The following is a 21,945-nucleotide window of genomic DNA, read 5'->3' as shown; positions in this document are numbered from 1 at the left end:
GGTCGTGTTCGCGGCACCGACTCCCCGTTCCAGGTGGGTGGCTGAGTGACGCTGCGCGAGGTTGGCGAACATCAGCAGTGTGACAATCTCGGCAGGACGAAGTACGAGGTGCCAGCCGTTCTGGAAGAACGCAGCAGGAATGGCTAGCGTGGATTCGCTAGGGCGGGGTACGAGGTATCGCTGGTCGTTCCGGGTCTCGTTGAGCGGGCCCCAGCGATCCCAGCCAGCCGACTTTGTGTCGGCTTGGTATGCGAGTTGCAAGTCCGCCAGCCGCCGGACAGCTCGGACGATTCGTCGCCGTCGATTTTCCGGGTCGTGACCTGGGACTGCGGTCAGGTTGGCCCAGCTCTGCGCTCCGGAGTAGTTGTGGATCTCAGCGTTGAATCGTTGGCCTGCTCTGCCCACGTTCGACGCGACGTACAAGGCCGAAAGGTGGAGGCGTAGCGCCAGCTCGCCACGTCGGGACAGGACGGTCAACGGAGGCCGGGTATCGACATCGTCCTGCAACGTCTCTCGCAGGACACCTTCGTTCACGGCGGCGAGTCGTGGTGCGCGCGCTGGGTCCGGATCGCGTTCGAAATCGCGTCCATTCTCCAGTAGCAGATAGCCCGTCCTGATTCTGACGTCGTGGAGATGTCCGAATGAGGCCTTGTAGAGCTTGAGCGCCGGGTCGAGCCTGGCGCGATTCGCGAGCTGGTCGGCCCGATGTGCACGGTCTTCTCGGTGAGAGTCCGCAACTCGCTGAGCCCACGCGCGGCGGCGCGCGACGGTCGTGTCCGGTGAATCTGGCATCCAATTCCCCCACTGAAGCGGCGACCACCGAAGCGGTGCATACGTGCTACCTAGATTAGATTCCTAGGAGGAGAATATGAACCGCTTTGCTGGTCGATTCACACCGCTTCGGTGGCCGCTTGCCCGAGCTGGAGGTTACGGGACGGATCGCTCACTCTGGACCTCGAACGAATCGAGAACGGAGTAGGAAGATGAGCGTCGGTCCGCACCCCTCGGGTGGGTCGCCCTTCGGTCAACTGTCGCTGGTGGTACTGGTCGTCACCGTGGTCGCGTTCGGTGCCGTGATCGCACTGGCGGCGCTGGGCGAACCCCTGCCTGCCGCGGTCATCGGGACTCTGTGGGGCGCGACGTGCACGCTGCTTGCGAAGTGGCGCCCCTGAGCGCAGGGCCGGGCGTGAGATCCTCGGCTGTGGGTAAGCAGGCGCAAAGTTGGTTTCGGTGGGCGGTTGCGGCAGCGGCCGGGATGGTATGTCTCGGAGTCGGCATATTCCTCGGGCAGGGCATCAACACGGATGCCTGGGGTGCGCTGGGCGAGTGGCTCGGAGCCGCGGGGACCGTTGCCGCGGTCATGGTCGCGTTGCACATCGCGAATCGGGAGGCGGAGGCCAGCCGGAATCGCGCGATCGCCGAGGCGAGTGAACGCAGTCAGCGAGCGATAGCCGAGCGCCTGGCACTTCAGGAGCGCGAGATTGTCGAGACCCGTGAGCGGGAGAACCGTGCCCGCGCCGACGCCCTCGAGCGCGAGCAACGCGAGGCGCAGGCAGCGCGGCAACAAGGGATCCGTGAGGCCAGCTTGGTTCTCGGGGAGGTCGAGGCGCCGCCTTATGATCCGAACGGCATCAGCCCCGAGTGGTGGATGGTGATGAAGAACTATGGCGCTCATCCGGTGATCCACCCGCGGCTGGAGACCTTTCTCCATCCGGAGGGCGGAACCGCGGACTGGAAGTTCGACGACCCAGCCGACCTGTGGGAGGACTATCGGGTTCCGGATCACCTGGCGCCATCCGGCGCCGAAGGCCGGTTGCCGGTCGACGTGTCGTACGATCCTCCGCTCGATCCGGAGCTGGCGCGCCGGTGGGTCCCCGGTGCCGATCTTCAGCTTCACCGATCTTCAGGGCCGCCGCTGGCGTCGCATTGGTACGTCGTTGCCTGAAGAGGTGGACCCGCGGGACACGAGCCTCTTAAGCGGCCCGGACTGGTATCAGGCTGCCCACCCCGGTTCGACTCGCTAGAGCGAGGTGAGCAGATCGGCCGGCAGTCGAGACGTCGGCTACCGCAAGCTACAAGGTCGCTAGCGAACAGATCCCCAAGCGGCATGCTCGCTCGATGACGGGGTGTGACGCCGATCATCTGGCTCGCACCGCCTGTCAGGTCAACACTTGAGTGAGCGTCGTGCGCATAAATCGGTGAAAGTGTCGGTCGGTGGCTCTAGTCTCGGCTTGTGCTGACTGCTGCAAGTGTGTTGCCGGATGACCTCTGGGCATTGGGCCCAGAGGTGTTTGTCGTCGACACGGACGCGTTGCTGAACGATGCCTGCTATGTCCTGGCATCGGGCCGACGTTCGGAGTGGCTGCGTGCGATCGATGCCGGTTCGGGGATCGGTGTGATGTCAGAGCAGGCGTTCCTTGAGGTTGGCAGGATGTCGGCTCCGAACGCTCGCCGGCACGGAGTCGACCACGATGCTTTGCGTCGGCTCATCACCGACGAGTACCTGCCTCGAATCGCGGTTGTGGCCACCCCACCGCATGGTTCGGAGCAGTGGATGCCTGATGCATCAGACGTCCGTGATGCCGATGACGTTGCGCATGCACAGCTGGCCAGACTCGTCTCAGCCGCAGCTATCTACTCTCATGACAGGCACTTGCGCCATCCTCGCCTTGCCCCCGCCACGAAGGCCGATTACTACCGACGGATCGCGCAACTGACTGCGGTCTCAGTGCACCGCGAGTCCGAACAAGCCGCTATCTCGCCATCGGGCTGACTGGAGCCGGCGCCAGGGCCGGAGTCTTGTGGGCATCCGCTCGCTTCAACGCCCGACCCGCCATCGTATGGACAGCTTTCGTGCTCGCTTCCGGCATCGGTGCCTATCTGCTTCTTGCCTCGCCAACGCGGCGTCAGGGTGTCGCTGACGGCATCGGCCCTGTGGTAGGACGCCTGAATGCCAACATCAAGCTTGGAAACCTGGCTCACCGCGCGCTCATGGATGGCCGACTTGTGTTCACGCCGGATCCAAGTCGATTGGAGCTTCGCGTTGCGTCGTACCTGGTGCGACACCCGGACGCCTCGATGCGCGCAATTGGTGATGCGTTGCACCTGAGTACGACGGCGCGCAGACAACTCGCGCGCGTGCTGCGCTCACATCCGTCGTTCGAGCTCGTCAGCCGCTACGGATGGTCGATCGGTCGAATCAGAACCGCACTTGCCACCGAACCGTCGACATCCTGGCAACCGCAGTCCGCCTGACACTTTCCGACCGACCGCGCCCCAGCGTTCAGCTAGTGGGTCAGGCGGCGCGGGGGACTTGCACTTGGCCAGCACGCGCGAGGCAGCTGTTGGTGGCGGGCACGGCTACAAAGCCAGCTTCTTGGCAGATGCTTTGAGGGCGGGCTTGAGTTTGTGGTCGAGGTCTGGGGTCAGGTTGGTCAGGTGGTGGGTGTCTTCGGCGCCGTTGTGCGGATCGATTCGAGTTGGTGGATGAGGTGCGGGGCGAGGGAGCGGCTCGGTGGGCGTGGGATGGTGGTGGGGTGGAGGATGGGGTGATTGCGGGGCTTCGGTTGCCGTCGCCGGTGGTGGAGGTTGGTGACGAGCGGCTGACGGCTGCGGGGGTTCGGGTGCTGTTGAAGCGGGACGATCTCATTCATCCTGAGGTGCCGGGGAACAAGTGGCGGAAGTTGAAGTACAACGTCGCTACTGCTCGGGAGCTGGGCTTCGGAACGCTGCTGACGTTCGGTGGGGCGTATTCGAATCATGTTCGGGCGACCGCGGCAGTTGGCGAGTACTGCGGATTCCGCACGATTGGGGTGATCCGGGGTGAGGAGCATCTGCCACTCAATCCGTCGCTGCGGTATGCGGTTTCGCGGGGGATGCGGCTGACGTACCTCGATCGCGCGACGTACCGGGAGAAGCGGTCGGATGCTGTGGTCGATGCGTTGCGTGCGGAGTTCGGCGAGTTCTACCTGATCCCGGAGGGTGGCAGCAATGCCGAAGCCGTACGTGGGTGTGCGGAGCTGCCGGCGGAGTTGGGGTCGTCGTTCGACGTCTTGTTCTGTGCGGTGGGGACTGGCGGGACGCTTGCGGGGGTGGCCGCTGGGGTGGGTCCGGATCAGTCTGTAGTTGGGGTTCCGGTGTTGAAGGGTGGCGAGTTCCTGGAAGGGGAGATCGTCGGGTTGCAGCGGCAGGTCTACGGCGGGCGGCAAGGGTCATGGCGGCTTGAGAATGACTACCACTTCGGGGGTTATGCGAAGCGGAGTCCGGAGTTGGATGCGTTCGTTGACGACTTCGAGGCCCGGCACGGTCTGCGATTGGACTGGGTGTACGAGGCGAAGATGATGTACGCGTTGTTCGACCAGGTGGCACGCGGGACGTTCGCGCGCGGTACGACGATTGTGGCGTTGATCAGTGGGTCGGGCGACGTGCCCGAGGTGTGATCGTCAAGCCTCGAGCCATTCGAGGTGCCAGTCGCCTGAGTTGACCTTGAAGTTCTTGCCGAAGCCAAGCCAACGGCCGTTCATGCCGCGGGCGTGCGGGCTGACGACGAGTTGGACGGTGCCGTGGTAGACGGCGCCGCGGTAGTAGCCGGTGGCGGCCGTTCGCTCGTTCCAGGTTCCGGTGGCGATGGCTCCGCGGACGGACAGGTCAAGCGTGAGCCTTGATTCGCCCTCGGCAGGGTCGGTGCTTCCGTGGAGCCGGCTTCCGAGGTGGTAGAGGCGGATCGGGTGTTCGCCGTGGAGGTTCGCGTCGCGGCCGGAGGAGAAGTAGGTGTAGCGGGAGAGCCATAGTCCGCCGAGGTTGCCGCTGGTGGCTCGAGCTGTGTCCAGGGCTGAGTAGTCGGCGAGATCAGTGACGAGATCTGCGACCGCGCATTGATAAAGCTCGGCCAGTCTGGCAAGAACGTCGAGGGACGGGGCGTAGCCGGTCGGCGCCGGCCACTGCTCCCAGTAAGAGAAGTTCTTGAAGGTCTTGGGCTCGTCAGGCCAGCGACGGTTCCATTGATCTGCGGCGTCGCGCTGGCTCCAGTCGTGTGCGAGGCGTAGCGCCACGCGCGGGTTGACGCCGTACTTGTCAGCGAAGGCATCAGCGATCTCAACCCAGGTTGATCCGTGGCTGCGGAGATCGGCGGACCACTCGCGTCGCTCCCGGCGCAGACTGCTCGTCCCCGAAGCACGTGTGCCGGCGCTACTGCTCATATCTTCATGGTGCCACAAATCTCCCTGTTGCACGGGGAGTTTTGTAGCCAATGGTCACTGGTTCTCGCGGTGGTTCGTACGCGCTGTTGACGGCAGATTTGGAGCACGGTCAGGGCGGTGGGTGAGCCCGAGCGTGCGCCAAGCGGTGTGCGATTCTCCTGCCCCGTCGCCCTGGCCGCTCCAAACGATGCTGAGAACGGAGGGCGGGGAAGTGGACCTGAGCAAGGAGCGCGTGCAGGAGTGGCCGGTACTGCGTTCCGCGCAGGAACTGGCGTGTGATGGACGGAATCCACGGACTCAGATGGCTTGTGTCCTCGGCTACCACCAGGGGCCGCACAGGGATGACGCTGGGGCCGAGTGGTTCGACGACGGCGACCTCGCGCACCCCGACTGGCCCGATGAGTAAGAGGAAGGTTCTATGAGTTCTGACGGGGTTGCGCTGCGCCACTTCATTGCGATCGATGACGTGTGGAGCACGTTGGTTGAGGTTTATGCCGATGTGCGGGCGGATCAGCTTCATTTGCCGCATTACTCGGTTGAGCGGTTTGGGGAGCAGTTTGCTCGGCATGCGGGCGACCCTGGGTGGGAAGTTGTCGTGGGGTACGACGACGGTGAGCCGGTGGGGTTCGCTTATGCGAACACGTTGACGTCGGACGACCGCTGGTGGCGACGGATGGCCACTCCGCTTCCCGAAGGCTGCACAGAAACGCCGACTGTGGCAGTGAAGGAGATCATGGTCCGTCAGCCGTGGCGGGGGCGGGGGAATGCGCGGCTGATTCACGATGAGCTTCTTCGTGATCGTTCTGAGGTACAGGTTTCGTTGCTCGTCAATGCGTTGAACGGCGACGGCAAGGTGCTGCGGCTCTACGAGGCGTGGGGTTATGAGTCGATCGGTACGCAGCAGCCGGCTGTTGACGGGCCGGTTCTTGTCGCCATGCTTCGGCGGATCGATCGCTGAGGCGCGGCGGCAGGTTGATGGTGCGGTGGGGGGCGGGAAGTTGTCATGCCGGTTTTTGACAGGGGTTTGGGGTGGTTGGGGTGGGGGTGCGGACGGAGGGTGGGAGCGTTCTGGTCGCCCCGTGGTTGTTGGGCTGGAGGAGGGTTCATGGTGCCGAACGTCGGGATTGGTGGGTGCGTGATTCCTGAGGTTCGGTTGCCGTTTGGGGGAGGGAGGCATCTGCAGGTGGGGGTGGCGGGGCGGTTGAGTGAGGGGTGGGGGTTGCGGTTCGGGTTGACGTTGAGTGGGGGGCGGGCGGGGAGTGCGAGCGGGTTGTGGGGGGCGGTTTGTCCGGGGGTTGCGTTGCATGGGTTGGCGTTGGTTGCTAACTGGTGCAGGTATTTGTGTGTTGTCGATGAGCAGCGGGTCGCGGAGGATGGGGTGCTTGTCGGGGCTCTGCGGCAGGTTGTTGCGGATGATTCGGTGTCGACTGCGCGCAACGGGCATCCGGGGGTGCTGGCGTTGCGGGAGCTCTTGCGTAGCACGGTTTTGGGGTGTCCGGCGTACTGGGTGCGGCGGTTGCGCGGCCATCTGGATCGGTGGTTGAGCGGGCAGTTGGCCGAGAGTGCGTACCGGGTGTCGGGCCGCGTGCCGACGCCAGAGGCTTTCATTGATGTACGGCGGGATGCTTCCGCGGTGCTGGTCATGCTCGATCTCGTTGAGATGGTCGAGCGGGCCGCGGTGCTGGACGTGTTGTACCGGGCGCCGGCGTACCAGATGCTGGTGCTCGGGACGGCCGACCTCGTGTGCTGGATCGACGACCTCCACTCGCTGCGCAAGGGCGACCCGATGAACCTGGTGACAGTCCTTGAGCGCCATCAGCAACTGGGGCCTCAGGAGGCTGTTGATGCTGTGGGTGCGCGCATTGCCTTACGTGCGGCCGATCAGCTGGCTGCGGGGAACCAGCTGCCCGCGGCGATGGCTCGGTTGGGTTTCGAGCCTGTGTGTAGGCCTGCGGTCATGCGGTGCGTCGCGGATCAGCAGTCGTGGGTCGCCGGCATGGGGACCGCGTCGGAGCTGATGTGGTGGCGTTGGCGGAGGTTTAGGTTGTGGTGGGGCGGGGGGAGGCTACGGGGCTTCGGTTGCCTTGGGTGTCGGTGGCGCGGATGCCGAACCAGAAGTTGTCCTTCGAGACGTTTTTCAGGGTTGTGTTGGTGACGTTGCCGACCTCGATCGTGTGCTCCCATTGTGGTGCGGTGGGTGCGCGCAGCACGACCTCGTAACCGGCCAAGTCGGCCTCGGTGTTGGGGGTCCAGCGGAGTTCGGTGTCTGCGCGGAGGCCGGCGACGTTGATGAGGGCGCCTTGGACTTCTGCGGGGGAGCGCGCCAGGGCGGCGAGGGCGGCGGCGTTGACCCGGGCGGCGCGGGCGCAGTAGTCGTAGTCGACGAACTCGGGGAGGTCGCCGATCTGTACGCCGTTCTCGACGCGGACGTCCTGGTGCTGGTGCCGGTAGTCCTCCTTCGGCTCGGTGAACCGCACCGCGGAGTACCCCTGCTGCAGGAACGGGATGTGGTCGCCGCCGCGGCCGAGGCGGTCCCGCCGGTACATGATGTTCACCTTCATGTGGGTCGCCTCGTTCTCGGCGACCTCCTTGATGTAGCGCGCGAGCTGCCGGGAGGGGGACTCGGTCTCGTCGCCGCCGAACCGCCGCCAGTCGGCTTCGAGCGGACTCGCCGGGTTCGCCAGGCCTTCGGCGAAGACCCGGATGCTGAACGGATCCCGCTCACCCGCCGGCCCGGTCGAGCTGCCGATGATGTCGTTCGTGAACATCCCGGCGATGTTCTTCCCGTTGGCCTTGGCCTGGGTGGCGAAGAAGTTCGAGCCGTAGGTTCCCTGCTCCTCACCGGCGACCGCCATGAACACGACGGTCGCGTCGAACTGCCGGGTCGCCATTACCCGGGCCATTTCCAGTACGGCGGCCACGCCCGAGGCGTCGTCGTTCGCGCCCGGCGCGTCCTTGACGAAGTCGGTCGGGTCGGTCGGCATCGAGTCGTAGTGGCCGCTCACGACGTAGGTGCGGGCGACCGAGTCCGGCGCCGTACCGGGCAAGGTGGCGACCACGTTGGTGATCACGGTCGGCACCGGGATCCGAGACGCGACCGGCTGCACGTACGACTGGAGCTCGACGGTCATCCGGCCGCCGGACGGGAGCGCCGCCTTCTTGAACTCGTCGAACAGCCAGTCCCGCGCGGCACCGATGCCGCGGTCCGGGTCGGTCTGGGACGACAGCGTGTTGCGCGTCCCGAACGAGACCAGCTTCTCGATCGTCCGCCGGATGTTCGCCGGGCTGATCTCGCGCAGCATCCTGGCCACGTCGGCCGGTACAGGTCTGCCGGTGAACCCGTCGGACGCCGTCTTGGCCTGCGCCGTCGTCGTACCCCCGATCAGCGGCAACGCGGCCGCGGCGCCGGTGAGGGCCGCACGACGGGTGATTCCCGAGTCTGTCATGGCGGTGTCTCCTCGAGACGAGCACGAATCGTGTCGCGACCGAAGCTACGCCGGGGACACACCGACTGCACAGCACTCACCCACCGCCCGGCCGGCAACGGCAACCGAACGAGGGGAATCCTTCAGCAGCTCGACGGTTCCCGGGCGCCAGACCCCGGGTCAGCGTGCACTCGGGCGGCCAGGGGCGCATACTGGGCTTGTTATGGAGCCTTCTCGCGCGACGACGCGTCGTCATCTGTCCACGAGTCCTTTCAAGCCTCGGGTGGCAAGCCCGGTCAAGACCTTCGAGGCGGGTGACCGGGTGTCCCACGACAAGGAGGGGATCGGCCGGATCACCGCCGTCGAAGGTACGTATGCGGTCGTGGTCGATCTCGGGCGTGGCCGGCTGCTGCGGGTCATGTCGCCGTTCGACAAGCTGCACATGCTCTGAGTCTGCGCATGCTCTGAGTCAGGCCGACCGGCCGTCATCCGTCAGCTGTTGCATGAGGCTGATGACGTCCGGGGCGACCCACTCGGCGGCGACTTTGCCGTTCTCGATGCGGTAGAGCTCGAGGCTTCGGTACGTGACCTTGCGGCCGGTGGGTTCCAGGTCCTGAAACGTGCCCAGGTGGGTGCCGTGGAACTGGAGCAGGACCGTCACCTTGTCGTCGGCGCCGAAGATGTCCTGGATCTCGACGGTCAGGTCCGGGAAGCCTGTCAGCATGGCCTGGGCGCCGGCGCGCCAGATGTCCGGGCCGCGGCGGGGTTCGTTGCTGCCGGGAAGGTAGGCGACGAAGTCGTCGGCCAGCATGGCCACGGCGGCGTCGAGGTCGCCGGTCTCGAGCGTACGAAACGCCGTGCGTAGCAGCTGGACATTCTTTTCGGTGCTGGTCGTCATCGCAACGCCTCTCCAAGCAGGGGAATGATGCGACTGAGTGAAAACCCTGACGTCGCGGCAAGGTCAAGCCGCTTGACCTTGCCGCGACGGCATGGTTTTCACTGGGACCGTGCGGATCGGTGAGCTCGCGGCCCTGGTCGGTGTCACCCCGCGTGCGGTGCGGCACTACCACCAACTCGGGCTCCTCCCGGAGCCGGCGCGGCGCAGCAATGGCTACCGCGAGTACGCCCTGCGCGACGCCGTCGTGCTGGCCCGGATCCGCCGGCTGAGCGAGCTCGGACTTGGCCTCGACGAGGTCCGCAACGTGCTCGCCGGCACCGAAGGGCGCGACCTGGTCGAGGTGCTGGAGGAGCTCGACGACGATCTCGGACGGCAGGAGGCGGTACTGGGCGAGCGCCGGACCCGCCTCGCCGCCTTGCTGGCTCAGGCACGAGCGGGTCACCTCGCCGCGGACGGCCCGTTGTCGCCGGAACTCACGGCGCTTCTGGCCGACCTGGGCGAGCGGTCCAACTCACCGATGGCCGCGAAGGACCGCGAGCACCTCGCCTACTTCGACACCGTCCTCCCCGAGGAGACACGCGGTGACCTGATGGCGGTACTGCGCGGGATGGGACCCCACGCCGCACAGGTGTACGCCGTACTCGACGCCCTCGCCGACCTTCACCCGGACGACCCGCAGGTACGACGCTCAGCCGCGGCGCTCGCCGCTCTCCTCCCCGACACCCTCGCCGCGCACCTCCCGTCCCACCTCGCCGCCCACCAAGCCGCCGAGGTCTACTTCGACGACCTGTCCCCGGCCCAGGCCGCGGCCGTCCGCGACGCCCTCGCACTGCTGAGGGCGCGGAGGGCGTAGCGTCGGGTTATGGGTGTTGATGTGATCACCGAGACTGTGATCGATCGGCCGGTCGAGACGGTGGCGGCGTACGTCGGGGATCCGGGGAACGCGCCGGAGTGGTATTCGAACATTCGGTCGGTCGAGTGGCGGACCGAGCCGCCGATATCGGTTGGGTCGCAGCTGGACTTCGTCGCGCAGTTCCTCGGGCGGCGGCTGGCGTACACGTACGAAGTGGTCGCGCTGGAGCCTGGGAAGCGGCTGGTGATGCGGACGGCGGAGGGGCCGTTCCCGATGGAGACCACCTACGAGTGGGCGTATGCCGGTGAGGGCGCGACGCGGATGACGCTGCGCAACCGCGGCGAACCGTCCGGCTTCGCGGGCATGGCCGCACCGGTCATGGTCGCCGCCATGCGCCGCGCCAACACCAGAGATCTGGCACGCTTGAAAGACCTGCTCGAGTCCCGCTAGCGCGTGGTTAGGGTTGTGCCCATGTATGCCTGTGTGGTGCACGCGGCCGGGGACCTGCGGATCGAGGAGCGGGACGGGGCCGAGCCGGGGCCGGGACAGGTCGTGGTGGGGATCGAGTACGGCGGGATCTGCGGTTCGGACCTGCACTACTACCGCGAAGGCGGCGTCGGCGACTTCCGGGTCCGCGAACCGTTGGTGCTCGGGCACGAGGTGGTCGGGCGGATTGTTGCGGTTGGTGCGGGGGTGGACAACCTGTCAACTGGAACCGCAGTAGGGATTCATCCGGCGACAACGTGTGGAGTCTGTGCGGAGTGCGTCGCCGGGCGCAGCAATATCTGTGCCTATAGCAACTATCTCGGGAGCGCGGCCCGCACCCCGCACATCCAGGGTGGGTTCGTGCAAGAGCTCGTCGTCCGGGCGGACCAGGTGCGGGTGCTGCCGGAAAGCCTGGAGCTGAAGACGGCGGTGCTCGCCGAGCCGTTGTCGGTGGCGATCCATGCGGTGCGGCAGGCCGGGGAGGTCGACGGCAAGCGGGTGCTGGTGACCGGGGCGGGGCCGATCGGGTTGCTGGTCGTGGCCGCGGCGAAGAGGTCCGGTGCGGAGTATGTGGTGTCGACCGACCTGCAGGAGACGCCGTTGCGGCTTGCTGCGCAGGTGGGGGCGGACGAGACCGTGAAGGTGGGCGACGGCCGGCGTCTGGAGGATATCGACGTGGCGATCGAGGCCTCGGGGACGGCGGGTGGGCTGCGGACCTGTCTGGAGCAGGTACGGCGTGGTGGCACTGTCGTTCAGGTGGGGACGCTCCCGCCCGGCGACACCGGCTTTCCGGGCAACCTCCTGATGACCCGCGAACTCACGCTGAGGGGCGCCTTCCGGTTCGCCGAGGAGTTCGACACCGCGATCGAGTGGCTGGTGGAGGGGATCGGGCTGGCGCCGATCGTCACGCACAGCTTCCCGCTGGAGGAAGCGCGGGCGGCGTTCGAGCTGGCGTCGGATCGAGGTGCCGCTTCCAAGGTGCTGCTGGAGATCAGCGGTCGTACACCCCGCTGAGCCGCCGGTCCGGGTCGACCGCGGCGAGGATCGACCCGCAGATCTCGGCCAGCTCGCCGACCTGCGCCGGTGTCAGTACGTCGATCACGTGCTGCCGGACCGTCTCCACATGCCCCGGCGCGGTCGCCCGGATCTTCTTCCAGCCCTCGGCGGTCAGTCGCGCGTTCGTCGCCCGCGCGTCCTGCGGACACGGGAACCGCTCGATGTACCCGCGGTCCTCCAGCCGCTTCACCACGTGCGACAGCCGCGGCAGCGTCGCGTTGGTCTGCTGCGCGAGCGCCGTCATCCGCAGCGTCCGCTTCGGCGCCTCGGACAGCATCGCCATCACGTAGTACTCGTAGTGGGTCAGCTCCGCGTCCCGCCGGAGCTGTGAGTCCAGCACCCCGGGCAGCAGCTCGAGTACGGCGGCCAGCCGCACCCATGCCGTCATCTCACCGTCGTCCAGCCATCGCGTGCTCACCCGAACATTCTGGCAGCAAAAGGTTGTAGCTACAACCATCCTGCGCGACGGTGATGATTGAACGCGCAACCAAACCAAAGGGAGCAGTTATGTCGCACGTCAGCATCATCGGTAGCGGGAACATGGGTCAGGCGATCGCGGCCGTCATCGCCAAGGGCGGCAACACGGTCGAGCTCTTCAACTCGACCGACAAGGACAAGACGGTCAGCGGCGACGTGGTGGTGCTCGCGGTGCCGTACCCGTCGGTGGCGCAGGTGCTCGCGGACCGCGCCGACCAGCTGGCCGGCAAGGTCGTGGTCGACATCACCAACCCGCTCAACTTCGAGACCTTCGACTCGCTGGTGGTTCCGGCCGACAGCTCGGCCGCGGCCGAGCTGGCCGCGAAGCTGCCGGACTCGAAGGTGCTCAAGGCCTTCAACACCACCTTCGCGGCGGCGGTGGCCTCCGGCCGGACGGGCGACGTGCCGACCACGGTCCTGATCGCCGGTGACGACGTCGACGCCAAGGCCGAGCTGGCCGGCATCATCAGCGCCGGCGGGCTGCGCGCGGTCGACGCGGGCGGCCTGAAGCGGGCCCGCGAGCTGGAGGCGGCCGCCTTCCTGCAGCTCACCCTCGCGGTCGGCGAGAAGGTCGCCTGGACCGGCGGCTTCGCTCTCGTCTGACCGCATCCCGGCCGGCCGCGACTGTAACGGTAAAGTTGAGCTGGTGCCGACTCTGCTTCTGAGCACCCAGCGGGAGTGGGATGGGTTAGGTTGAGCCCGGCGCCTGGCGCTAGACCAATTCAGCAGCGGGAGGGGTGCCATGACCCGGCGGGTGACGATCGCCCAGGTCGCGGCTGAGGCCGGTGTCTCGGCAATGACGGTCTCCAACGTCGTCAACGGCCGGTCCGGCGCGTCGGAACAGACCCGGCGCCGGGTGCTGAAGGTGGCCGAGCGGCTCGGCTACGTGCCGAACCTCGCCGGGAGGAGTCTGAAGTCAGGACGCACCGGCCTCATCGGTGTGCTGACGCTGGATCTCACGACGCAGTACGCGCTGGAGATCGTCCGTGGCATCTCGGACGAGTTGGCCGAGGCCGAGTACGAGGTCCTGATCAGCGCGTCGTACCAGGACGCCACCCGCGAGCAGGAGCGGGTGGCGCGACTGGTCGTCGGCGTTGCGGACGGCGTCGTCCTGGTGGCGCCGCGGCTCGAGGACTCCACACTCGACCTGCTGCGATCCGCGACGTGTCCGGTGATCGTGGTCGACCCGCGGCGGTTCCAGGTCGACCTCCCCCGGATCGTCGTGGACAACTACGGCGGGATGCGGCAGGCGACGGACCACCTGCTGTCGCTGGGACACGAGCGGATCGCGTACCTCGGTGGTGATCCCGACTTCGACAGCAGCGCGTCCCGGAGGCAGGGCTTCCTCGACTCGATGCGGCTTGCCGGCAAGCCCGTCGACGAGACACTCCTGCGCGAGTGCGACTTCACGTACCAGGCCGGACTTCGCGCCGCGCGCGAAGTCCTGGCCGCTGGCCCGACGGCGATCGTCGCGGGCGCTGACTTGATTGCCGTGGGGGCTGTCGACGCTGTCCGCGCGGCGGGCGGCAACGTGCCCTCGGACGTTTCGGTCGTGGGTTTCGACGATCTTCCGCGAGCCGCCGAGTCGTTCCCCTCGCTGACCACTGTCCGTCAGCCGCTGCACGACATGGGCCAACTGGCCATCCGTCACCTGATGAACCGGATCGACGGCCGCCCAGGCCTGCCCGAGCTGATGACCTTGCCGACCGAGTTGATCGTCCGCGGTTCGACGGCGCCGCCGGCGGGGCGTCCGTCTCAGCGCTGACGATCGCTGAGACGGACGCCCTGCCGCGCGGCTCTCGCGGTTACGAGATTCCGGTGAGGTACCGCCCCCAGCTGTACTTCTCCCAGTCGCCTTGGACGTCGCTGTTGGCGCGGAGTGGCGACTCGGACTCGTCGGCGCGGGCGACGACGTACTTCCCGTTCGAGTTCGCCTTCAAGTTGATGGATCCGTTGCCCACGTCGATCCATTGCAGTTTCTCCCAGTCGCCGAGCACGTCCGAGTTGGCGCGGAGCGGATTTCCGGTCACGCTCGCCCACGCGACGACGTTCCTGTTGTTGGAGAGAGCTTTGAGGGCGATGAAGCCGGCGCCCGCATCGAGCACCTGGAACTTCTCCCAGTTGCCGAGCTGCGTGCTCTTGGCCTTCAGCGGGGCATCGGTTTCGTCGGCGCGGGCGACGACATTGAGGCCGTTCGAGGCCGCCCGCAGCCAGATCACCTGTCCGATCGGCGGGCCACTGCTGTACTCGATCGTCGGGTTCCAGAGCGTCGCGTCGCTGGTGTTGGTACCGGACTTGTCGACGACGAAATGGATGACGTCGCCGGCCGCGACCGTGGTCTTGACGCTGTGGGCCACTTCGCTGGTGCCGGTGAGATGCTGGACCCCGCCGGCCGGCCAGATCTGCGTCGAGTTCTTCATGATCCTCAGGTCGACGCCGTCGCCGGCCGCCGACTCCTTGCGCGGTGCACCGTTGATCACGATCGGCCCGGACGTGGGTGCGGTCCAGGAGACGGCCGTGGCGTTCTGGTCAGGATGGATCCAGGACGGCACCCAGACCAGGTTGTACGGCGCTGACCCCTTCCACTGCCCGAGCTGCTGATTCCAGGTCAGGTCGGTGTACGTCCCGCCGTTGAGCTGCTGGTACCGCCACCCTTTGGTGCCCTGCGTGGTGGAGAGGTTGTCCGACAGCGTGTACGCGTTGAGCGTCGTGTTCCGGGTGACGCTGACATTGTCGAACTTGGCTGCGGTGTTGAACGTGCGGACGCCGATCCCGCCGAAGCTGAAGGCCGAGTCGACCGCATCGATCGCCGGTGTGGTGGCGTTGTCGAAGAAGACCTGGATGCGCGCGGAGTGCGCGACGATCCGCAGATGATGGAAGACGTTCGGCGCCCCGTTCACGGCGGCAGTCTGGAGGGGAGTCCAGTCGCCGATGTCGTGGTTGGCGTTCAGTTCCACGCCGCTGCTGTTGTCCGCGCGGCCGAGCACGAGTTGCGATCCGTCGAATCCGACGTAGTAGCCGCGGTAGTTGTCGGTGCCGTAGTCGTTGCTCGCGTTGCGGAACACGACGCCCGCGTTGCCGGTGGGGGTCGTTGCCTGCACGTCCGCATCGAAGGTGAAGTCGTCGAACCACTTGTCCTCGATGGCCGCACGGTTCCCGCTGCCGGAATCCACCGACAAGGTGCCGCCGGCTTCGCTCCAGGCTCCGTTGTAGGTCTTCCAGCCGGTGAGTACGCCGTCGTTGAAGTTGTCGCTGTAGCTCGTGGGCCGTGGTGTCGCGTCCCAGTCCCAGTACGGGTTGCCGTCGTTGATCGAGTACCGCGGCAGATGCTGCTCGGCCATGCCTAGCGCCTGCTGCGATCCGGCGCCGAACGTCATCGTCCGGCGTACCCAGTGGCAGCAGCCGCCCTCGAAGCCGCCCGAGTAGACGCGCATCGTGCTGCCGACCGTTCCGACCCCCGTGCCGTCGCTGGTGGTGATGACGTTGTAGTGGTCGAGCTGGTCGCTGATCTTGTGAAAGCCGGTCCAGTTCTGCAGCGACAGGTCGGTTGCCGTCGCCATGTAGGCGCCGTCCTCGATCGCGTGCCGCGAGTACAGCTTGCTCGAGATCAGGACGAACTTCTGCAGGGAGGTGTTGAAGGCAACGGTGACTCCGGAGGCGTTGGGCAGCAGGTCGCTGGCCCGGCCGCCGAGGCCTGGCTCGCTCCAGGCCCCGTTGTAGAGGTACTGCCAGGTGCCAGGGGCCATCTTGCCGCTGATCGGCGCCCGGGCGACCCGAAGAGAGCTCTCGAACTCGCCGTTGTCGGTGGTGCTGAACCAGGTGTTCATGTACCACACGTAGAAGAATCCGCCGGCGGTATCCACGTACAGCGCCGGCTCGCCGACTCCGTAGTCGTAGTAGTTGTGGAAGTCCGAGAAGGTGTACGAGTTGTCCGAGGTGAGGATGTCGCCCTCGTAGTGCCAGTGCCGGCCCTTGTCGGTGCTCGTGGACAGCCCGATCCGCTTCAACGGCGCCAGTCCGTTGCCCGGGAAGCTGAACTCGACGTGGGTGGGGACGTACCACTTGCCGCTCGCGTCGACGTAGGCGCCGGCGTTCCACCAGTAGCGGTCGCCGCGGTCGGTCGGGTACGAACTGTCGAGAGCTCCATCCGGTTGCCGGACAAGATTGTCCATCGACGTGCCCTTGAAGATCCGGGGCGTCTGCGGCGGTGCGGACGACGGGCTGACCAGGCCGATCACGTACAGGTCGGTGCCGTCCTTGACGACCGTGAACTCGCCGTCACCGAAGTCCTCGACCGGGGTCGGCGCCGAGAGCGAGAAAGTGTACGGCGCGGCAATGGTGTACGCGCCCGCCGGAACGATGGATCCGGCGACGAGCGCGCTGACGCAGAGCAGCAGCGTCACGAGCTTGGATGTCCTGCGCGACAGCATCTGGACCACACCCCTCAGCGTTCGGGCGGCAGGTAGCCGGCCGTGGTCGCCGGCACCGATCAGGATTTCAGGGTTAGTGTTGCGATAAAGTTACATCTGGTCAAGACTGACTCATCAACAAATCTTTTCGCCTCATCAGGCCTTGACAGCGACGCCTTTATCGTTAAGTTTACGCCCATGCAGGAGGCGAATTTGTCCCCGAGGGTCACGATCGCTCAGGTCGCCGGCGAGGCCGGGGTCTCGGCGATGACGGTCTCCAACGTGCTGAACAAGCGACCAGGCGCATCGCAGCAGACCCGGCAACGGGTGCTGTCGGTCGTCGAGCGCCTCGGGTACGTCCGAAGCCAGGCCGCGCGCGGGCTGAAGACCGGGCGGACCGGGCTGATCGGTGTCCTGATGCTCGACCTGACCACCCAGTACGCGCTCGAGATCGTGCGCGGGATCGCGGACGAGCTCGCCACCGTCGAGTACGAGGTCCTGATCTGTGCGTCGTACCAGGACGCGACCCGGGAGCACGAGCGGCTCAGCTTCCTGGCCGGCGGGTTGGTCGACGGCATCGTGCTGATCGCGCCGGAGCTGGAGGACCGAAGCGTCGAGGTGCTGCGCGACCGAGAGTGCCCGGCGATCGTGGTCGATCCGCGCCGGATGGACGTCGACCTGCCACGGATCGTCGCCGACAACTACGACGGCATGCGCCGGGCGACCGAGTATGTGCTCGGGCTGGGGCACCAGCGCATCGCCTTCCTCGGCGGTGATCCCGACTTCGACAGCGCCGCCGAGCGGGATCGCGGATTTGCCGACGCGATGCGCCTGGCCGGGCGGGCGGTCGACGGCACGCTGCGGCGGGTGTGCGACTACAGCTACGGCTCCGGGTTCCGGCAGGCCAGCGATCTGCTGGTCGAGCACCGCCCGACGGCGATCGTCGCGGCCTCCGACCTGATCGCGTTCGGAGCGATCGATGCGGTCCGTGCGCACGGCCTGCAGGTCCCGCGGGACATTTCGGTCGTCGGCTTCGACGATCTTCCGCACGCCGGCGACTCGGTACCCGGTCTCACCACTGTGCGGCAGCCGCTGCACGACATGGGGCAACTGGCGGCCCGCTGCCTGCTCAACACGCTGGATCAACGCCCGGCACTTCCCGATGTCCTGGTCCAGCCCACCACGCTGGTCATCCGCGACACCGTGGCAGCCCGGGCGATCGACGACGAAGCCGGTGCAGTACGGACCGCAGGCTGATGTCCGCGGGCGCATCAGTCCCGGCCGCCGGATCGGCTGCTTTCACTGCTGGATTCCCACGAAAGAGGAGAAAATGCGCAGAGCGCTGGCAGTACTGCTCCTGATGTCCGCATTGGCGGCCGTCGCGACGGCCTGCGGAAATGGTGCAGGTGCGAAACCGGACGACAAGAGGCTGACGGTGGTCGCCTTCAAGGGCGGTGGCACCGAGTTGGCCGGGCTGCCGGAGCTCAACGCGAAGTTCCAGAAGGAACATCCCGACCTGAAGCTGGAGTTCAAGTACGTCAGTCCGGACTACGACACGTACAACAACTCCCGGCTGGCGGCGGGTGACGCGGCCGACGTGCTGATGATCGATCGGCAGAAAATGGTCAAGTGGTCAAAGCAGGGGTACCTGGCCGATCTCAGCGATCAGCCGTGGGTCGACCGGATGAATCCCGATCTGAAGTACTTCAACACGATGAACGGGAAGACCTACCAGCTGAACGGTGAGAACATCGCCATCGGCTTCTACGCCAACCTCGACCTGCTCCGGCAGGCCGGGATCCAGCAGGTCCCGCAGACCTGGCCCGACCTGATCAGCGACCTCCAGATTCTGAAGGCAAAGAAGATCAACGGCTTCATGCTGCCGAACAAGGGTGGCTGGACCGGCGAGCAGCTGGCCTTGCTGCTGGCGGCGAACCTCGTCGACAAGTCGTGGGCCCAGGACTACGACGGCGGGAAGGCGTCGTTCGCCCCGGCGTGGAACCCGGTGGTCGACCGGATCAAGGAGTTGTTCTCCACCGGGACGGTCGATCCGAAGCTGATGCTCGGCCTCGATCCGAACAACGACGGCGTACCGCAGTTCAAGGCCGGCAAGTGGGCCTTCCTGATCAACGGGGCGTGGGCGTTGAGCGACATTGCCAAGAACGCGTCGTTCAAGTTCTCCTTCAATGCTTTTCCCGGCGGCGCGACCGGGACCGCACCCAAGCTCGCGACCTTTGTCGGCGCGGGCTGGGGAGTGAACTCGCACGCGAAGAACCCGGCGGCGGCCAAGCAGTACGTCGAGTTCCTCTCGCGCCCGGAGAACGCGACCGTCGTGCTCAAGGCGGAGGCGGCGTTCAGTCCGCTCAAGGACGTCGAAAGCCCGGCGGTCGCCGCGGCGAAACCAGCGCTCGAGGCGTACACCTCGGGTCACTCGATGCCCTCGCCGGCCCAGGTGCTCAACTTCGCCAACGCCGAGACCGAGCTGCAGAAGGGGATCGAGCTCGCCTTCGCCGACCCGGCCCGGCCGACGAGCAGCGTGCTCAGCTCGCTGGAGTCGCAGATTCCACGGACTCCGCTCAGCTGATCGCCGTAGCCCCTTCCGCGTCGAAGACACAGCGCGTCGACGACACAGCGTCGACACGGCGCGCCGAACACACCAGGGAGTCGCTCATGTGGCTGCGAGGCCGACAGGCAGTCCTCTTTCTGCTACCCGCCGCGCTCGTCTTCGGGCTGTTCGCCGTCTACCCGACGATCCGGGGAATCGTCATCAGTTTCACCGACGCGCAGGGCATCTCCGGCGGCCGGTACGTCGGTCTCGCCAACTACCGGCGGATGCTGCACGACGCGACGTTCTCCGACGCGTTGCGCAACACCTTGATGTTCACCGCGGTCATCGTCGTCGTCCAGAACGTCGGGGGGCTGGCTGTCGCAGCCTGGCTGCGCAGCCAGCCCCGCGTTCGCGCCGTCGCCCAGAGCAGCCTGCTGCTGCCGAGCATGATGGCCTTTGTCGCGGTCGGGTACGTCTGGTCGTTCATCTACTCGCCTCTCGGCGGACCGCTCAACTCGATGCTGCGCCTGCTAGGGCTCGGATCGCTGCAACAGGTCTGGTTGGGAGACCAGCGGACGGCGCTGCTCGCCATCTCGGCGAGCAGCATCTGGATGTTCCTGGGGTACACGGCGATCATCTATCTGGCCGGCTACCTGTCGATCCCGGGCGAGGTCATCGAGGCGGCGCAGATCGACGGTGCCGGGGGATGGGGCCGGTTCCGGCAGGTCGAGTGGCCGTTGCTCGCTCCGGCCGTCACCGTCAGCGTCACGTTGTCCGTGATCGGGACGCTGCGCATCTTCGAACTCCCGCTGGTCATGACCCGTGGTGGCCCCGCCGGGGCGACGGAGACGCTCAGCTTGTTCGTGTACGACACCAGCTTCTCCAGCTTCGAATTCGGCTACGGCACCGCGATCGCGACCGTTCTGCTGCTGGTGACGGTCTTGCTGGCGGTGGTGGTCACCACGGTGCTACGACGGCGGGAGGTGGCAATGGGATGACCGCAACCGTGGATACTCGACCCCGCCAAGCACCGGCCACGCCCAAGTCGCGGCGCTCCGCACGCAGCTCTTCGCCGTCCCGCGTGCTGCGGCGCCGGATCTCGGCCGGCCTGCTGCTGGTGTTCTCGCTGATCATGCTGCTCCCGATCCTGATGGTCCTCAACGTCTCGCTGCGCCCGGCCGGCGACACGAGCACGGGCGCGTTGTCCCTACCCAGCCACCTTGCCTGGGGCAACTATGCGGACATGTTCCGGCGGATGAACTTCCTGCAGAGCCTGTCGAACACGCTGACGATCACGCTGGTGTCGATCGTGGTGGTCGTGCTGGCCGGCTCGGCAGCTGCCTGGGCCATCGCCCGGCACGGCCGGACCTGGACGACCTTCACCTATCACGTGTTCGTCTCCGGCCTCACCATTCCGGTGTTCGTCCTGCTCACCCCGCTGTACCTGCTGATGCGTCAGCTCACCCTGCTCGACACCTTCCCGGCGGTCATCATCGGCAACGTGGCACTGAACCTGCCGTTCGCGGTGTTCTTCTACTCCAGCTTCCTGCGCACGGTGCCGACCGAGTTGGAGGAGGCCGCCGCGATCGATGGCTGCGGGGTATTTCGGACGTACTGGAGCATCGTGCTGCCGCTGCTCAAGCCGGCCACCGCGACGATCGCGATCTTCGTCAGTATCGGGATCTGGAACGACCTGGTCCTGCCGTTGCTGTTTCTCAGCTCACCGTCCAAAACCACCATCACGCTGTCGGTGTACTCGTTCATCGGGAGCCAAGGACGGTTCAAGCCCGCCGAGCTGTTCCCGGCCGTCGCGCTCGCGACCATCCCGCTGTTCCTGCTCTTCGCCGTGATGCAGCGGCGCATCGTCGCCGGCATGACCGCCGGCATGGGCAAGCGATGAGCGACGTCGCCTGCTAGCGCAGGAACGCGAGCCGTACGCCGAGACCGATGAAGATCCCGCCCGTCGCCGTGTCGATGCGGCGGCGGGCGGCGCGGCGGGTGCGGAGCCAGCCGCCGATCCGCCCGGCCAGCAGCCCGACCGTGCCGTCCACCAGGAACTCGAGCACGATCAGAATCGCGCCGAGCACCGCGAACTGCAGCCCGACCTGACCGTGCGCCGGCACCACGAACTGCGGCAGGAACGCGATCGTGAACGTCACCATCTTCGGGTTCAGCAGGTTCGTCGTCAGCCCGGTCAGGTACGCCTTCCGCCCGGACATACCGGCAGCGGGCTCTTCGTCGGCAACATCGTTCCGGTGCCGGATCATCTGTACGCCGAGATAGACCAGGTACGCCGCGCCGACGATCCGTACCGCGGTGAACGCCACCGGCACCGCCGCGAACAGCGCCGCCAGCCCGGCCGCCGCCACCCCGACGTGGATCGCCTCGCTGGTCGCCACCCCAGCCGTCGCCAGCAACCCGGCTCGCGGTCCGCTGCGCATGCCGCAGCCCAGGATGAACAGCATGTCCGGGCCCGGCGTGATCATCGCGATCGTCGTCGTCAGCAGGAACGCGAGCAGGAGGTGCTGGTCGATGGGCATGTTCCGATCTTCACACGCCGCACCGACAGTTCAGCCCGTGTCTCAGCCCCGCGTC

General features: G+C 66.6%; 23 protein-coding genes. 17 read left to right on the top strand and 6 right to left on the bottom strand.

From position 1 onward, the window contains the following. Positions 1-983: 983 nt before the first annotated feature. From AB0E69_RS09100 to AB0E69_RS09080, 5 genes are all read left to right on the top strand, one after another. Entirely contained in the window at positions 984-1,172 is a 189-nt protein-coding gene (locus AB0E69_RS09100; RefSeq protein WP_360141938.1) for a hypothetical protein, read from the top strand. 29 nt (positions 1,173-1,201) lie between these two features. Then, complete coding sequence (locus tag AB0E69_RS09095) at positions 1,202-1,945, top strand: hypothetical protein (RefSeq protein ID WP_360141936.1); 744 nt, start codon at positions 1,202-1,204, stop codon at positions 1,943-1,945. Between the two features lie 288 nt (positions 1,946-2,233). Beyond that, positions 2,234-2,773 (top strand): hypothetical protein, encoded by a 540-nt coding sequence (locus tag AB0E69_RS09090; protein WP_360141934.1) that lies wholly within the window; start codon positions 2,234-2,236, stop codon positions 2,771-2,773. A gap of 80 nt (positions 2,774-2,853) precedes the next feature. Next, the gene (locus AB0E69_RS09085) at positions 2,854-3,255 is read left to right on the top strand and encodes a hypothetical protein (protein ID WP_360141932.1); all 402 of its coding nucleotides are present in this window, start codon (positions 2,854-2,856) and stop codon (positions 3,253-3,255) included. Positions 3,256-3,536: 281 nt separating this feature from the next. After that, positions 3,537-4,439: a pyridoxal-phosphate dependent enzyme gene (locus AB0E69_RS09080; protein ID WP_360141930.1), complete on the top strand. Its 903-nt coding sequence runs from the start codon at positions 3,537-3,539 to the stop codon at positions 4,437-4,439. A gap of 3 nt (positions 4,440-4,442) precedes the next feature. On the opposite strand, the gene AB0E69_RS09075 is transcribed toward AB0E69_RS09080, so the two are convergent. Further along, the gene (locus AB0E69_RS09075) at positions 4,443-5,231 is read right to left on the bottom strand and encodes a hypothetical protein (RefSeq protein ID WP_360141928.1); all 789 of its coding nucleotides are present in this window, start codon (positions 5,229-5,231) and stop codon (positions 4,443-4,445) included. Positions 5,232-5,616: 385 nt separating this feature from the next. Here AB0E69_RS09075 and AB0E69_RS09070 point away from each other — a divergent pair, with 385 nt between their 5' ends. Together AB0E69_RS09070 and AB0E69_RS09065 are read left to right on the top strand one after the other, a co-directional pair. After that, positions 5,617-6,156: a GNAT family N-acetyltransferase gene (locus AB0E69_RS09070; RefSeq protein ID WP_360141926.1), complete on the top strand. Its 540-nt coding sequence runs from the start codon at positions 5,617-5,619 to the stop codon at positions 6,154-6,156. Positions 6,157-6,201: 45 nt separating this feature from the next. Beyond that, on the top strand, positions 6,202-7,353 hold the full coding sequence (locus tag AB0E69_RS09065) for a terpene synthase family protein (RefSeq protein WP_360141924.1): 1,152 nt from the start codon (positions 6,202-6,204) through the stop codon (positions 7,351-7,353). Here AB0E69_RS09065 and AB0E69_RS09060 read toward each other — a convergent pair. Continuing rightward, on the bottom strand, positions 7,238-8,644 hold the full coding sequence (locus tag AB0E69_RS09060; protein ID WP_360141922.1) for a M20/M25/M40 family metallo-hydrolase: 1,407 nt from the start codon (positions 8,642-8,644) through the stop codon (positions 7,238-7,240). The genes AB0E69_RS09065 and AB0E69_RS09060 overlap by 116 nt on opposite strands. Positions 8,645-8,906: 262 nt before the next feature. On the opposite strand from AB0E69_RS09060, the gene AB0E69_RS09055 reads away from it, so the two are divergent. Beyond that, positions 8,907-9,074, top strand: a complete 168-nt coding sequence (locus AB0E69_RS09055) for a hypothetical protein (protein WP_360141920.1) — start codon at positions 8,907-8,909, stop codon at positions 9,072-9,074. An 18-nt stretch (positions 9,075-9,092) separates the two neighbouring features. Here the strand turns inward: AB0E69_RS09055 and AB0E69_RS09050 are convergent, their stop codons facing one another. Continuing rightward, on the bottom strand, positions 9,093-9,521 hold the full coding sequence (locus AB0E69_RS09050) for an ester cyclase (RefSeq protein WP_360141919.1): 429 nt from the start codon (positions 9,519-9,521) through the stop codon (positions 9,093-9,095). Positions 9,522-9,630: 109 nt separating this feature from the next. Here AB0E69_RS09050 and AB0E69_RS09045 point away from each other — a divergent pair, with 109 nt between their 5' ends. From AB0E69_RS09045 to AB0E69_RS09035, 3 genes are read left to right on the top strand one after another with little or no spacing between them, the layout of a single operon-like run. Beyond that, positions 9,631-10,374, top strand: coding sequence for a MerR family transcriptional regulator (locus AB0E69_RS09045; protein ID WP_360141917.1), 744 nt, complete (start codon positions 9,631-9,633; stop codon positions 10,372-10,374). Between the two features lie 9 nt (positions 10,375-10,383). Next, a complete protein-coding gene (locus tag AB0E69_RS09040) occupies positions 10,384-10,824 on the top strand; it encodes an SRPBCC family protein (RefSeq protein WP_360141916.1) in 441 nt (146 codons plus the stop codon). Between the two features lie 21 nt (positions 10,825-10,845). Continuing rightward, on the top strand, positions 10,846-11,874 hold the full coding sequence (locus AB0E69_RS09035; protein WP_360141914.1) for an L-idonate 5-dehydrogenase: 1,029 nt from the start codon (positions 10,846-10,848) through the stop codon (positions 11,872-11,874). Here AB0E69_RS09035 and AB0E69_RS09030 read toward each other — a convergent pair. Further along, complete coding sequence (locus AB0E69_RS09030) at positions 11,852-12,334, bottom strand: MarR family transcriptional regulator (protein WP_360141912.1); 483 nt, start codon at positions 12,332-12,334, stop codon at positions 11,852-11,854. The genes AB0E69_RS09035 and AB0E69_RS09030 overlap by 23 nt on opposite strands. 89 nt (positions 12,335-12,423) lie before the next feature. Here AB0E69_RS09030 and AB0E69_RS09025 point away from each other — a divergent pair, with 89 nt between their 5' ends. Further along, positions 12,424-12,996 carry an NADPH-dependent F420 reductase gene (locus AB0E69_RS09025; protein WP_360141910.1) on the top strand — a complete coding sequence of 191 codons (573 nt, stop codon included), beginning with the start codon at positions 12,424-12,426 and terminating at the stop codon, positions 12,994-12,996. Positions 12,997-13,135: 139 nt separating this feature from the next. Beyond that, on the top strand, positions 13,136-14,158 hold the full coding sequence (locus tag AB0E69_RS09020) for a LacI family DNA-binding transcriptional regulator (RefSeq protein WP_360141908.1): 1,023 nt from the start codon (positions 13,136-13,138) through the stop codon (positions 14,156-14,158). Positions 14,159-14,198: 40 nt separating this feature from the next. Here AB0E69_RS09020 and AB0E69_RS09015 read toward each other — a convergent pair whose 3' ends face one another. Further along, positions 14,199-16,823 (bottom strand): DUF1080 domain-containing protein, encoded by a 2,625-nt coding sequence (locus tag AB0E69_RS09015; protein ID WP_360141906.1) that lies wholly within the window; start codon positions 16,821-16,823, stop codon positions 14,199-14,201. Positions 16,824-17,015: 192 nt separating this feature from the next. Between AB0E69_RS09015 and AB0E69_RS09010 the strand changes: the two genes are divergently transcribed. The 4 genes from AB0E69_RS09010 (at position 17,016) to AB0E69_RS08995 (ending at position 21,250) form a co-directional block, all read left to right on the top strand. Next, on the top strand, positions 17,016-18,059 hold the full coding sequence (locus AB0E69_RS09010; RefSeq protein WP_360141904.1) for a LacI family DNA-binding transcriptional regulator: 1,044 nt from the start codon (positions 17,016-17,018) through the stop codon (positions 18,057-18,059). A gap of 73 nt (positions 18,060-18,132) precedes the next feature. Then, a complete protein-coding gene (locus tag AB0E69_RS09005) occupies positions 18,133-19,386 on the top strand; it encodes an ABC transporter substrate-binding protein (protein ID WP_360141902.1) in 1,254 nt (417 codons plus the stop codon). A gap of 86 nt (positions 19,387-19,472) precedes the next feature. Further along, entirely contained in the window at positions 19,473-20,348 is an 876-nt protein-coding gene (locus AB0E69_RS09000) for a sugar ABC transporter permease (protein WP_360141900.1), read from the top strand. After that, positions 20,345-21,250: a carbohydrate ABC transporter permease gene (locus tag AB0E69_RS08995; RefSeq protein WP_360141898.1), complete on the top strand. Its 906-nt coding sequence runs from the start codon at positions 20,345-20,347 to the stop codon at positions 21,248-21,250. Before AB0E69_RS09000 ends, AB0E69_RS08995 begins: the two co-directional genes overlap by 4 nt. A 13-nt stretch (positions 21,251-21,263) precedes the next feature. On the opposite strand, the gene AB0E69_RS08990 is transcribed toward AB0E69_RS08995, so the two are convergent. Further along, the gene (locus tag AB0E69_RS08990; protein ID WP_360141896.1) at positions 21,264-21,890 is read right to left on the bottom strand and encodes a LysE family translocator; all 627 of its coding nucleotides are present in this window, start codon (positions 21,888-21,890) and stop codon (positions 21,264-21,266) included. Positions 21,891-21,945 lie beyond the last annotated feature (55 nt).

Source organism: Kribbella sp. NPDC026611, assembly GCF_040638345.1.
GTDB lineage: Bacteria > Actinomycetota > Actinomycetes > Propionibacteriales > Kribbellaceae > Kribbella.
Note: the sequence above shows the minus strand (reverse complement) of the source record. Positions and strands in the feature narration are given on the sequence as shown.